Raw genomic sequence first — 13,879 nt, forward strand, 5'->3', positions numbered from 1 at the left:
GCTATGTTGGCGCAACTCACCATCAGTAATTTTGCTATCGTTCGTGAACTGGAAATTGATTTCCACAGCGGCATGACCGCCATCACCGGGGAAACCGGCGCCGGGAAATCCATTGCCATCGACGCGCTGGGGCTGTGCCTCGGCGGCAGAGCGGAAGCCGACATGGTGCGTCGCGGCGCCACCCGTGCCGACCTGTGCGCGCGCTTCGCGCTGAAAGATACCCCTGCCGCCCAGCGCTGGCTGGAAGAGAATCAGCTGGAGAGCGGGCGTGAGTGTTTACTTCGCCGGGTGATCAGCGCCGACGGCCGCTCGCGCGGCTTCATCAACGGCACCGCCGTCCCGCTCTCGCAGCTGCGCGAGCTGGGCCAGCTGCTGATCCAGATCCACGGCCAGCATGCCCACCAGCTGCTGACCAAACCCGAACACCAAAAAAACGACTGCTCGACGGCTATACCGGTGAGTATGCGCTTACTCAGCGTATGGCCGAGCACTATCGCCAGTGGCACCAGAGCTGCCGCGAGTTGGCCCAGCATCAGCAGCAGAGCCAGGAGCGCGCCGCCCGCGCCGATCTGCTGCAGTATCAGCTTAAAGAGCTGAACGAATTTAACCCGCTGCCGGGAGAATTCGAGCAGATTGACGAAGAGTACAAGCGCCTGGCCAACAGCGGCCAGCTGCTCAGCACCTGCCAGCACGCCCTTACGGTACTGGCGGACGGCGAAGAGGCCAATCTGCAGAGCCAGCTTTATACCGCGAAGCAGCTGGTCAGCGAGCTGGTGGGCATGGACAGCAAGCTTTCCGGCGTCCTGGATATGCTGGAAGAGGCGGCCATTCAGCTCAGCGAGGCCAGCGACGAGTTGCGCCACTACCATGACCGTCTGGATCTCGATCCGAACCGTCTGTTTGAACTTGAGCAACGAATTTCCCGACAAATCGCGCTGGCGCGTAAACATCAGGTGATGCCGGAAGAGCTACCGGCGGTTTATCAGGCGATGCTGGAAGAGCAGCGCCTGCTGGACGACAGCGCCGGCTCGCTGGAATCCCTCAGCCAGCAGGTGGTCGAACATCATCAGCTGGCGCTGGAGACCGCGCGCCAGCTGCATGCCCTGCGCCAGGCCAGCGCCGACGAGCTGACCCAGCTTATCACCGAAAGTATGCACTCACTTTCGATGCCGCACGGGGTCTTCGCGATTGAGGTCGCGTTCGATGAACGCCATCTCACCGCCGACGGCGCCGACCATATTGAGTTCCGCGTCACCACTAACCCCGGTCAGCCGCTGCAGCCAATCGCCAAAGTGGCCTCCGGCGGCGAACTGTCGCGCATTGCGCTGGCGATTCAGGTGATCACCGCGCGTAAAATGGAAACCCCGGCGCTCATCTTCGACGAAGTGGACGTCGGCATCAGCGGCCCGACCGCTGCGGTGGTCGGCAAGCTGCTGCGCCAGCTGGGCGAGTCCACGCAGGTGATGTGCGTGACCCACCTGCCGCAGGTCGCAGGCTGCGGCCACCATCATTTCTTTGTCTGCAAAGAGACCGATGGCGAGATGACCGAAACCCATATGCAGCCGCTGGATAAACGTGCTCGCTTGCAGGAGCTGGCCCGTCTGCTGGGCGGCAGCGAAGTCACGCGCAACACCCTGGCGAACGCGAAAGAGTTGCTTGCGGCGTAAACTTTTTGATTTTCACAGGGTCATAGTGAACAGCAAATTGCCTGCTGACCTGCAGCCGGAGGTTTCCAACGGCGCGAAGGTCTATTATTATCGGCATATTACAGATGAGCCACGTACTGCTCGGGCCCAAAAAGGAATCAAATCACTATGCGCTGTAAAACGCTGACTGCTGCCGCAGCGGTTCTTCTTATGTTGACCGCAGGCTGTTCCACTCTGGAACGAGTGGTTTACCGTCCTGACATCAACCAGGGTAACTATCTGGCACCAAACGATGTAGCAAAAATTCGTGTCGGTATGACGCAACAGCAGGTAGCTTATGCTCTGGGGACGCCAATGATGACGGATCCGTTCGGCACCAATACCTGGTTCTATGTCTTCCGTCAGGAGCCGGGCCACCAGAAAGTGACTCAGCAGACCCTAACCCTGACCTTCAACAGCGGCGGTGTGTTGACTAACATTGATAACAAGCCTGCGCTGACCAGTCAGTAAGGCCCGGAAAAGCAAAAAAGCGCTCGGTGAGCGCTTTTTTTATGGCTGATAGCCGGTCTGCTGCTGGTTACTTTGCGGCGCTTTTCTCTGCCCGCTGGCGACGCAGCTCTTTCGGGTCTGCGATCAGCGGTCGATAGATTTCGACCCGGTCGCCGTCGTGAACTTCGTCATGCAGCTTTACCGGACGACTGTAGATACCCAGCTTGTTTTTCGCCAGATCAATGTCATCACGCAGCGCCAGCAGACCGCTGGCGATAATCGCCTGCTCGACCGTCGCCCCCTCGTCCAGGGTGACCCGCTGCAGATACTGCTTTTCAGGCAGCGCGTAGGCCACTTCAACACGAATATTAGCCGGCACTGTAAACCTCTTTGGCGCGCGAAGTGAACGCCTGCACCATGTTAGCGGCCAGCTCTTTGAAGATCCGGCCAAAAGCCATCTCAATCAGTTTATTGGTAAACTCGAAATCGAGATGGAATTCTATTTTGCAGGCCTCGGGGCTCAGCGGAATAAACTTCCAGCCGCCAATCAGCTTCTTGAACGGGCCATCCACCAGGCTCATCAAAATGCTCTGGTTGCTGGTCAGTGTATTGCGTGTGGTGAAGGTCTTACTGATGCCGGCTTTGGACACATCAACCGCCGCCGTCATTTGCGTCGGCCCCAATTCCAGCACGCGGCTACCGGTGCAGCCTGGCAGAAAATCAGGATAGGACTTCACATCGTTTACCAGTTGATACATCTGTTCCGCGCTGAAAGGCACCAGCGCAGTACGGCTAATCTGAGGCATAGCAGGTTCCACATTTAAACACAGTGCAAATAATATCATTTATCTGCTGCTAAAAAAAACGCTGTGCCGCAACTCGTGCTAAGATGCGCAGTACACCTCGCAGGATGCGATCGAGGTAACTGTGTATAAGACGATGACTTCAGGACATTATGACTAAGAAAAAAGCCCACAAACCTGGATCAGCCACCATTGCGCTGAATAAACGCGCCCGTCACGAATACTTTATCGAAGATGAATACGAGGCTGGTCTCGCCCTGCAGGGCTGGGAGGTCAAATCCCTGCGTGCAGGTAAAGCCAACATCGGCGATAGCTATGTCATCCTGAAGGATGGCGAAGCCTTCCTGTTCGGCGCCAACTTTACGCCTATGGCCGTGGCTTCCACCCACTATGTCTGCGACCCGACGCGCACCCGTAAGCTGCTGCTCAACCAGCGCGAACTCGACACGCTGTACGGCCGCATTAACCGCGAAGGTTACACCGTCGTCGCCCTGTCGCTGTACTGGAAGAACGCCTGGTGCAAAGTGAAAATCGGCGTCGCCAAAGGTAAGAAACAGCACGACAAGCGTACCGACCTGAAAGATCGTGAATGGGCGCTGGATAAGGCGCGTATTATGAAGCACGCCGGACGTTAATTTCCCCTCCCCGAGGGCCAGCTCTCGCTGGCCCTTACGCTATATCCTTGTTGATGCTGCTTTTTCGTCCACCCTGCTGAAATAATCCTGCGTGATGGGGCTGGTAACGACATTCACAAATCTGTTATACTTAACCTACACATTGGGGCTGATTCTGGATTCGACGGGATTTGCGAAACCCAAGGTGCATGCCGAGGGGCGGTTGGCCTCGTAAAAAGCCGCAAAAAATAGTCGCAAACGACGAAAACTACGCTTTAGCAGCTTAATAACCTGCTCTGAGCCCTCTCTCCCTAGCTTCCGCTCTTAAGACGGGGATCAAAGAGAGGTCAAACCCAAAAGAGATCGCGTGGATGCCCTGCCTGGGGTTGAAGCGTTAAATCTAATCAGGCTAGTTTGTTAGTGGCGTGTCTGTCCGCAGCTGGCAAGCGAATGTAAAGACTGACTAAGCATGTAGTGCCGAGGATGTAGGAATTTCGGACGCGGGTTCAACTCCCGCCAGCTCCACCACTTTTTAGTTGTTTGAAGTACAATGAAGTCTACTAAGCCCGCATGGAATCAGCCTTGCGGGCTTTTTTACGTCTATTGTCGTCCAGTGAGAATTGCTGAGAACTATCACATATGGCACCCTGAATGGGACCCACTAAGAAGGGTCCAAAAACCGAGGGTCCCAAAATGGCAAAAATCGCTAAGAAGCTCACTGACACTGAAATCAAAAGCACCAAACCAGCCGACAAAGAAATCAACTTGTTTGACGGAGATGGTTTGATACTACGAATCGCTCCCCTCTCGAAAGGAGGAAAGAAGAATTGGTATTTCAGGTATGCAGTGCCAGTGAGTAAAAAAAGAACCAAAATGAGCCTTGGGACCTATCCTCACCTTACACTGGCAAGAGCCAGAGCCTTACGAGATGAATACCTTTCCTTGCTTGCTAATGGCATTGATCCCCAAGTTCATAACAACGATAAAGCTAATGCCTTAAAGAATGCTACTGAACACACTCTCCAAGCCGTGGCAAGGAAATGGTTGGATGAGAAGGTAAAGACCTCTGGTATCTCACAAGACCATGCAGAAGACATCTGGCGAAGCTTGGAGAGAAATATATTTCCCGGCTTGGGTAAGGTTCCTATCAATGAGATCCGACCCAAACTCTTAAAGCAACATCTCGACCCTATTGAGCAACGAGGAGTCCTCGAAACCTTACGGCGAATCATTTCCCGATTAAATGAAATATTTCGCTGGGCCGCGACTGAAGAACTTATCGAGTTCAATCCGGCTGACAACCTTGGGCAACGGTTCAGTAAGCCTAAAAAACAGAATATGCCAGCATTACCCCCTTCCGAGTTACCCCGCTTCCTAATGGTGTTAAACAATGCCTCAGTTCGTATGGAGACAAGATTGCTGATTGAATGGCAATTGCTGACCTGGGTTCGTCCAGGGGAAGCCGTTCGTGCGAGATGGGCCGATATAGATACTGAAAAATCGATGTGGAACATCCCGGCTGAGTTTATGAAAATGAAGAAGCCTCACAAAGTTCCACTAAGCAAAGAAGCTTTGCGAGTCTTGGATTCAATGAAAGCCATCAGTGGGCACAGAGAGTGGGTTTTCCCCAGTATCAAAGCTCCACTCAATCATATGCATGAACAAACAGCGAATGCGGCCATAATCCGTATGGGCTTTGGTGGAGAGCTTGTAGCCCATGGAATGAGATCTATTGCACGAACGGCCTCAGAGGAGTCGGGTAAGTTCAGGACAGATGTCTTAGAAGCGGCCCTTGCTCACTCGAAGAAAGATGAAATAATTGCCGCATATAATCGCGCAGATTATCTTGCAGAACGAGTGGTTCTCATGCAGTGGTGGAGTGATTATGTGCAAGCTCAAAGGCTAAAAGCCATTGCAGCTTAATAATTAAAAAACACATAATAAACAAAGGTAATTACTAGGATTGCATCTCTATTTTCAACGAACAACTTAGAACCATACACCCAGCATTAACCAATTAAAGCCCTGTTTTAGCTTCTGAGATTAAGCAATAGCTGGTCAAATAATTTCAGAAGCTTTTTTTTTGATCCAAACCAAACAACACTACTTAACTCATTGTATATATTGTTTTTTTATGTTAGCAATAAATACAATGTACAGCATACATGCATATGTTGGGGCGGTAGCATTTAAATGTACAATTCTCATCCGTAAAGTTCACACAGCATTTATGAATAAGGTTGGTCTATGAGTGAAAATAAACTGTTTGATAATTATGAGATTATAGAAAGAAATCTACTAAAAACAGAATCAAATAGAAATATTCCTGAAGTAATTCTTACCCTTAAAGATGGAGAGAGTTACATTATCAAACATTGGCCAAGAAATACCTCAAGTGATGAACAAGTTCTTGAAAGTATTTGGCAACATGAATTACGACAACTACAAAGGTTAAAGGGATATCCTGGAGTAGGAGATTATATAGTAAATCCTGTTGAATCAAAAAAAACAAATGAAGGGTACTATCTTGTTTTAAATTCTGATGGTAGAGTACCTACTTCTTACTTATTGAATAAAAGAACATTATCTCTCCCAAGAAAAAGCCACTGGCTCACCCGTTTAAAAGATCCGGCAGTTAGAATCAGATTCTGGAAAAATATCTGTAGAATTACAAATGCTATTGGTTTGCTTCATGCGCAAGGGTTGTTACATCGACATTTAGATGAAAATTCAATTCTAACATATGATTATGAATCAGATGATTATAACGATTTTCAATTGACCGGCTTCGAGTGGTCAATCCGAATGCCTACACTTACCAGAGCTAAAATTGAGCCTGTTGGTGAACACGGTAAAATATCAACTTTTGCTACAGATTGGATCGATTTAGGAATTTTAATAGCAAACTTTTTAAAAATAGATATAAATGAAATTAAATCTCTGCAGTTCCCAGCAGAATACTTCATTTCTAAGTACGATCTGACAATTAGTGAAGTAGCTATAATTCGTAGTCTATTAGGAATCCAACCTATTCAGCAAAATGCTATAAAAGAACTTCTTGGTGAAAAAGATATTCTACAGTTTTTAGATGGTATAATTGATGAGCTTACTGAATTCTATAAAAAACGAAAACTATTCATGGGTTAGCAATAAACACTAAGTATGAACAATCTGATAATACCAAAGATAAAAAAGAGCTATTTCACTGCATACAAAAAATAATCTTTGAGAAAAGTGAATTCACAATATCCAGAGATGACTCTGATATAATAAAGAGTTTCGTAAGCGAAGATTTATCAGATTCACCAGTATTATTTGTTAATACCTCAGAACACAATCGATATGATGTAGTATTGAAAGGGAAAGAACTTTTTTATGTACTAACACCATTTCAACCTGACCATCGAACGAGTGACAAAACATGGGATTTAGGTTATTCACAATATGCATATTTAGAGTTGCCAAATAGATTCTTTGGTAAAGATAATTACATTGAACTAAATAGTAATAATATATCATGTTATACTCATTACGAAGCCAGGAAATTTTTGAATAGTAATGATAACTCATTAAGCCTACTGTCTTGGGAAATGATTTTCAAAGATATAGGTAAAACTAAAAACAAAAGAAATGAAGAACATCTTCGATTATTGGAGGGCCTAACTGCCGTTCATATTACAAATATCGCATATGCAAAAGCAGAAATTTTCCCTGTAGAAAACATCAGTGAAGAAAGCGAACCAGATAATATTAGCTCATGGATCTTTAAATTCATTCCCAAATTTGACGAAACAACGGAGGAACTGTCTAAGTCGCTAAGTATCGACTCACCATCTGTCAGGCTTGAAAAGATTATAAATAGTAGTGAAAACAACGATAAGGTATCCTGGAGTTTAGTAGACAATAATGATTTCAGTAGAGTTGACGAAGAGATTCTTTTAGAGTTTTATGGCTATGAAACAGATCAAGACAATCAAGAAATATATAGCTTCATCTCTAAAAAACCTCTTCCAGAATGGAGGAATTTTTATATTGTTCCCGACTCGATTGAAGGAACTCTGCGCCAAATAACAAGACATGCAAATACATTGGATATGCTTGAAAATCATATCGAATTGATGAATGTAATTACTTCCCCTAATTCAAATCTCACAGTAAGCAATGAAGATATAATTGCAAAAGATATAATGGACTCATTGGATGAATCTAAACAAAGAGTTTTTACAAAAGTATTATCAACATTGCCAATGAACCTTGTACAAGGTCCACCGGGAGTAGGTAAAACTCACTTAGTCAAAGCAATTTCTAAATTTATCTTTAAAGAAGAACCTAATAGCAGGATACTCTTTACCGCACAGAGTCATGCAACCGTTCAACATCTATATCACGAAGTTGTCAAAGATTTACTTACTGAAAACAAACATACAAATGATCCCATAATTATTAGATGCAACAAAATATCTGGCGAAGATAATATAATATTAAACAGTGCCGATGAAACTGGATTAGAATATTTGCGGAAGTTCGTAGAAAGCCCTTTATACAAAAACTCTTCCAATCAAAGTTTAAAAAGTAATATTTCCAGTTTGCTTAAAGCTCCTCCAGTAAAGAGATACCCACTAATTAATCAACTAATTAAATCAGCAAGCTTAATATTTGCTACAACTAATTCAGATTATGTAGAGAGAATGATAAAAGAAAGAGCACAATTTGATTGGTCGATCATGGAAGAAAGTGGAAAGGTTACAGGTATAGAATTAATAAGCCCACTTTTATTATCCTACCGACGATTAATGATCGGTGATCACAATCAATTGCCACCGTATCGTTCAATTGAGTTAAGAAACATTTTAACCAATAATACAAAACTTAAAAACACCTTTGAAGAAGTTGACAGCATAAGTAATTTTAAATTAAAAAATGAACTAATGCGTAATAGTCACTTTTCATCAATAACCGATGATCAAGCAAGAGAAATAGGATTACGGGCAGCCAAATATGTAAATCTATTTGAATCTCTTATTATTGATGATGAAAGACAAGACGTAATGTATGAAAAAATAAAGGGAAAAGATTATAAAAGAAACAATAAATTATCCTCAATGCTGTCAGTCCAGCACCGTATGCATCCTCATATTGCAGAAGTGATTTCAAATGTTTTTTATAACAACAAATTAGTTACCGATAAAGATAAAGAAAGGAAGTATCTTACAGAAGATTTTCAATCAGTACTTAACTTAAAAGAGGAATCTCACCTCACAAATACACCAGCACTGGTATGGATTAGTCAACCAGATGTACAAAAAACTAAAGGTAACAGAGCAGGAGAGCATACACCAATCTGGTCAAACGAAAGTGAATGTAAGGCAATCATAGATATTCTCAAAGATTTGGACAAGAACTCCAACCCAACAAAAAAAATAAAGTTGGCAATTCTTTCTCCATACTCAAATCAAGTTAAATTAATTTCAAAGCATATTGAAATTGAAAAGAAAAAAAATCAATTCAAAACACTTTTAAATAATTACATTCCACCAGATGATAATGATGGTTATTGCCTTACTGTTGATTCGTTCCAAGGTGGCGAAGCTGATATTGTCTTAATTTCATTAGTACGAAACAATGGTAAAAGCACAATTAAGAGTGCATTAGGATTTTTATCAGATCAACGCCGTATAAATGTTTTACTTAGTAGAGCAAAGTACAAATTGATCATAGTCGGTTCATATGAACTCCTCAAGGCTTGGTCTAATCGTATATCCAGAGAGAACTCAAAAGAATATGATTTTATTCCAAGACTAACTGATAAACTGGATTTGTCTTTAAATGAGAGAAAGCTTTCATTAATTACATCAAACTTTATAACAAACAAAGGAAATAAAAATGAAAAATAAAAACATATATGTTAAAATTCCTTTTCATTATGGAGTTCATAAATTCAAAATATTTAAAGGCCATAGATGGGGAGCTTTAGATCATTTTTTACTTCAAGAGATTAGCCTCCAACCCTATCCTATAGAAGAGCTATCATTAAAATCTAATCTTCCACAACGGCTCATAATTGAAATAATATTGCCATTTATGAAATTGGGTTGGGTTGAATTAGTTGAATTGAATTCTAAATACAACTTCAGGATTACCAGCAAAGGAAGGAGTGTTGCTAATCGTGAGGAACTCCCTTATGAAAGAGAGCCACTGGAATCTACTCGGAAGTTTTTAATAGATCCAATCACAGCAAAATGTTATCGAGTAAATGCAAGAAATCAAAACTATCAGATATATCCTACATCAAGAGCAAATGAATTACTTAAGAATAAACACTCGATATCAACAGAACTCAAAATTAAAAACCCCAAACATTCACCGTTCACATCAGACATTCTAAATTGTGTTGAAGATACTGACGAAGAGGTTATAGGGTATGAGGAAAGAGCTAATGATAGACCTTATTATCAAAATAGAACTTTTGCTATAGCACAAGTTGATGAAGCAGATAACATAACGGGTGTTCCATCTGATATCTCAAAAGAATTAGCCGCAGATATTATCGCTGCAGCTAATATGAAGCGAAGTGAAATAAATACTAATATAGACTCTCTTAGCAAGAACTCAAAAATAAGCACTTATAATACCGAGTCTTTTGAAAATAGATTTGAAGAACACTATATTAATGAAACTGAATTCCGAATAATATCAGGTTCAGACAGCCATCGAGATCATCTTATCGCGATGATCGATAAATCTGTTAGTAGAATCATTATCCATTCAACTTTTATACACTTAAAAAACTTTGAATCAATCTTTCAGAAATTAACTGATGCTGCTAAACGCGGAGTTCAAGTTGATATCTTATGGGGCCAAGAAGAACCCGATGATGAGAGAAGTATCGGAAGTTATAACCAATTTCTTGAGGGCCTTAAGTCTTATAGAGAAGAAATTATAAAGCTTGGATTAACCTCCCTTTTTACAATACATTCAGATCCAACAGGTTCTCATGCAAAGGTTATAGTATGCGATACAATGGAATTCGGATATTGTTCAACCATCGGTTCATGTAACTGGTTAGCAAGTGGATTTAATAGGTATGAATGCTCTGTTTTCGTAACAAATGATACCTTGACGACTGAAGTATTAGATATTTTGAGCATAATTTCTAAAGGAAAATCTAGAGTATCTAACAACTTAAGCAAATCTATTTCAGCCATTTCATACGAATTGAAAAAAGCTTGTGAGCATTTATCATCAGAAGATTCTGCGAACAAAAATGTAAGAATTAAAATCATCACAAAAAATGAGCATCATGATTTTGTTTTAGATGCAAGAGACAAAGCAACAAAATCAATATTTATTGCGAGTCATAGAATTAGTAATAATGCAGAAAGACCTATTTTAACTCCCTTGATAACATCAATGACAGCCAATAGCAGTCTTAATATTAACATGTATTACTCATCTCTTAGCGGAGGTATCAATTCACAGCAACTTGATGACATGAGTAACTCTTTAAGAAAAAATGGAATTACTTTAGAGAAGAAGAAAGATCCTATTTCTCATGCAAAAATATTATCATGGGATAATGACAACATTTTGATCACGAGTCTTAATTGGCTTTCAGCCTCAGCTTACGGAAACCCATATGATGAGCTTGGCATCTTTATAGAAAGAAAAGATATATTTTCTTTAATTTCGCCTAATTACTGAAACAAGCTATGGGATATCTTGTAGAAAGATATCCTATTGTACTTATGTTATTTGCAAGGTAACTATATGACTGAAGAAATTAGCAATAGCAATAGCAATAGCAACTATCCCAATAAAGAAAAAAAATGGAAAATAATCATCAAAAATATTTTTTTCTTTATTGCATGTTTAATTGCTCTTTCAATTAGCATATTTTATCTAATCAAGAACGTAAAACATTATCTAAAACCTCTAAGCACCGATATAATCCCTGATTACATTAGCATCCTCCCTATTATTGCAGGCGGTCTTTTTATAGCACTATGGTATATTTACCGAGGTAAATCCGTTAAATCATTAAATGATGCAATATTATTTGCATCAGCAAGCTATGCTTTATATTTATTTTTATTCGATTATGAATTTTATAAAAGTTTTACAGATTTGCAGTACATTGCAGAACACCTCTATCAAATTGGTATAAAAGTTTTAATACTTATTTCAACTGTTGGTAAAACTTTAATAACAATAGTCGAATTTATAAATGACAGACATAAAGAAAACCAGGTAATAAAGCAAAAGAAATTGAATGCTGAACCCAAAAATGATGGACCTTCGGCTTCTGTTATGAATAATACACCATCAAATACTGCAATACCAGACTTAATAACTCACAATAACTTTTATTACAAATTAGTTCTATTTGTAGCGATTGGAATGACAAGTGCACCTTGGGTTTTTATTTATTTACGCGACTATATTTAACTTGATAAAGAACCCATCCTAATGAAAAAATCACTATGTAAAAATCCATCATGCCTAACCAACCAGAGTACTTCGGAAAAAAACCATACATTTAAATTGATTGAAGCAACAAGTGCAAGGAAAAAAGCTATCTTCATATACCCTCCTCATTATTAATAAATACAGTTATAGCAATTTCAATCTCAAAGTCAACAATCCCTCTAAATATAAGCAAGAGCTAATTTATAGAAGCGGTTGCACCGTTCTATAAAGCTCTTGCTTTTCTTGCTTCCTTTCAGTCAGACAATAAAAGAAATCAAAACAATCCATCCTATAGATTGACAAAAAACTCATTCGTTATATAAGTGATATATAAAGCATATGGATTATGCTAACTAATTAATATCATACAAAATGGAGTTTATATGCATAAGATAAATTATAGCGATGATATAGATCTATCCAAAACTTCCCGCCGTGGTAGTTTTAATAAAAGTAAAATTCCTTCAGAAGCAGTAAGAAGCTATTGTGTCAGTGTCCGATTGAATGTTGAAGAACTGCAACTCCTTAATATAAAGCGAGGCTCTTATAAAAAAGGCGAGTGGCTTCGCATGGCTTCCCTTCAAAAGTTGCCTCCTGTTATACCAACGATTAATACCAAAGCCTGGAAAGCTTTAACTGATATATCGCAAAAGCTAAATCGAATTGCGACCCATATAGATTGTAAAAGCAAGGACAGTCAGCTTACCCATACTGAATTGTTCGCTGTGAAGCGACAACTGGAAGAGCTTCGCACGAATCTTTTAAGTGACAGTATATGGAGCCTCCCGAATGAAGGGTATGCGGAAGATTCGCAGGGGTAAGAACTTTGCTGGTGTGGTCCAATACGCATTGAAACCGGGAGCACATCATAAATGCGATCCAGTCGTAATCGGGGGCAATATGCTGGGTGACACCGCCCATGAAATGATTGCAGAGTTCGATAGCACCAAGCATCTTCGCCAGGATGTCGCAAAACCAGTTTGGCACAACTCGCTTCGCTTACCTGATGGTGAATCATTATCGAATGACCAATGGGCAAGGATAGCTGACGACTACATGAAGAGAATGGGATTCAGTGATACTCATGTTCGTTGCTATGTGCTTCATGACGATCCGGCTGGTCAGCACATACACATTATCGCAAGTCGCATAGACCTCAATGGAGGGAAGCTCTACTTGGGTAGGAATGAAAACCTTATCAGCACACGGATCATTAGTGAACTCGAAATCGCTCACGGTCTGACAGTGACCAAGCCAGCCCCTTCCATTACACCAAAGCAACAGAAGCGAAGAAAAGTTTCCCGTAATGAACAGATGCTTGCAGAACGGACTGGCCTTCCCTCCCCTAAAGAAGCTCTACAACAGATACTTGATAAAAGTTTGGCAGATACACCTGATCTTTTAACTTTTATAAAACGACTGGAAGAAGCTGAAGTCGGCTGGACGGCTAACATTGCTTCTACCGGTAAGATGAACGGCTTCTCATTCGAATACCGCGATATCGCTTTCAAGGCATCCAAACTTGGAAAGGCATACTCTTGGGTAAATCTTGGCTTTGTTGAATAAATCGAACTTTTGCTGAGTTGAAGGATCAGATCACGCATCTTCCCGACAACGCAGACCGTTCCGTGGCAAAGCAAAAGTTCAAAATCACCAACTGGCCCACCTACAATAAAGCCCTCATCAACCGTGGCTCCATAACTTTCTGGCTGGATGATGAAGCTATTCAGGCCTGGTATGAGTCAGCAACACCTTCTTCACGAGGCAGACCTCAGCGCTATTCTGACCTTGCCATCACGACTGTGCTGGTCATTAAACGCGTATTCAGGCTGACCCTGCGCGCTGCGCAGGGCTTTTATTG

General features: G+C 42.0%; 11 protein-coding genes, 1 other RNA gene and 2 pseudogenes. 12 read left to right on the plus strand and 2 right to left on the minus strand.

Annotated features, from left to right (window positions below):
* The first annotated feature begins 3 nt into the window (after window positions 1–3).
* Window positions 4–1,667 (plus strand): annotated as a pseudogene (recN, locus tag HMPREF1024_RS0126355) (DNA repair protein RecN).
* 147 nt (window positions 1,668–1,814) lie between these two features.
* On the plus strand, window positions 1,815–2,156 hold the full coding sequence (gene bamE / locus HMPREF1024_RS15235) for an outer membrane protein assembly factor BamE (RefSeq protein ID WP_002914160.1): 342 nt from the start codon (window positions 1,815–1,817) through the stop codon (window positions 2,154–2,156).
* 67 nt (window positions 2,157–2,223) lie between these two features.
* Here the strand turns inward: bamE and HMPREF1024_RS15230 are convergent, their stop codons facing one another.
* Window positions 2,224–2,514, minus strand: a complete 291-nt coding sequence (locus HMPREF1024_RS15230) for an RnfH family protein (RefSeq protein WP_004145682.1) — start codon at window positions 2,512–2,514, stop codon at window positions 2,224–2,226.
* Window positions 2,504–2,941, minus strand: coding sequence for a type II toxin-antitoxin system RatA family toxin (locus HMPREF1024_RS15225; protein WP_004174798.1), 438 nt, complete (start codon window positions 2,939–2,941; stop codon window positions 2,504–2,506). Before HMPREF1024_RS15225 ends, HMPREF1024_RS15230 begins: the two co-directional genes overlap by 11 nt.
* Window positions 2,942–3,090: 149 nt before the next feature.
* On the opposite strand from HMPREF1024_RS15225, the gene smpB reads away from it, so the two are divergent.
* The 10 genes and pseudogenes from smpB to HMPREF1024_RS28720 all read left to right on the plus strand — a co-directional run.
* Entirely contained in the window at window positions 3,091–3,573 is a 483-nt protein-coding gene (gene smpB / locus HMPREF1024_RS15220) for an SsrA-binding protein SmpB (protein ID WP_002914164.1), read from the plus strand.
* A 144-nt stretch (window positions 3,574–3,717) separates the two neighbouring features.
* Window positions 3,718–4,080: a transfer-messenger RNA gene (gene ssrA / locus HMPREF1024_RS28705) on the plus strand.
* A 165-nt stretch (window positions 4,081–4,245) separates the two neighbouring features.
* Window positions 4,246–5,475 carry an integrase domain-containing protein gene (locus HMPREF1024_RS15215; protein ID WP_001549544.1) on the plus strand — a complete coding sequence of 410 codons (1,230 nt, stop codon included), beginning with the start codon at window positions 4,246–4,248 and terminating at the stop codon, window positions 5,473–5,475.
* Between the two features lie 324 nt (window positions 5,476–5,799).
* Window positions 5,800–6,699, plus strand: a complete 900-nt coding sequence (locus HMPREF1024_RS31770) for a hypothetical protein (RefSeq protein WP_009308463.1) — start codon at window positions 5,800–5,802, stop codon at window positions 6,697–6,699.
* A gap of 206 nt (window positions 6,700–6,905) precedes the next feature.
* Window positions 6,906–9,446 carry an AAA domain-containing protein gene (locus tag HMPREF1024_RS0126365; protein ID WP_228690148.1) on the plus strand — a complete coding sequence of 847 codons (2,541 nt, stop codon included), beginning with the start codon at window positions 6,906–6,908 and terminating at the stop codon, window positions 9,444–9,446.
* A complete protein-coding gene (locus tag HMPREF1024_RS28710; protein ID WP_001549546.1) occupies window positions 9,436–11,253 on the plus strand; it encodes a phospholipase D-like domain-containing protein in 1,818 nt (605 codons plus the stop codon). The genes HMPREF1024_RS0126365 and HMPREF1024_RS28710 overlap by 11 nt, the downstream gene beginning before the upstream one ends.
* A gap of 66 nt (window positions 11,254–11,319) precedes the next feature.
* Window positions 11,320–11,997, plus strand: coding sequence for a hypothetical protein (locus tag HMPREF1024_RS15210; protein ID WP_009308466.1), 678 nt, complete (start codon window positions 11,320–11,322; stop codon window positions 11,995–11,997).
* A gap of 404 nt (window positions 11,998–12,401) precedes the next feature.
* The gene (locus HMPREF1024_RS28715; RefSeq protein WP_001549549.1) at window positions 12,402–12,839 is read left to right on the plus strand and encodes a hypothetical protein; all 438 of its coding nucleotides are present in this window, start codon (window positions 12,402–12,404) and stop codon (window positions 12,837–12,839) included.
* Window positions 12,808–13,569: pseudogene (locus HMPREF1024_RS15205) on the plus strand (relaxase/mobilization nuclease domain-containing protein); the annotation flags it as partial. The gene HMPREF1024_RS28715 and the pseudogene HMPREF1024_RS15205, both read left to right, overlap by 32 nt.
* Window positions 13,570–13,601: 32 nt before the next feature.
* Window positions 13,602–13,879: transposase (locus HMPREF1024_RS28720; protein ID WP_187079291.1), on the plus strand; the 278-nt coding region annotated here is incomplete at its 3' end.

The sequence above is a fragment of the Klebsiella sp. 4_1_44FAA genome (assembly GCF_000238715.1).
Taxonomy (GTDB): Bacteria; Pseudomonadota; Gammaproteobacteria; order Enterobacterales; family Enterobacteriaceae; genus Klebsiella; species Klebsiella pneumoniae.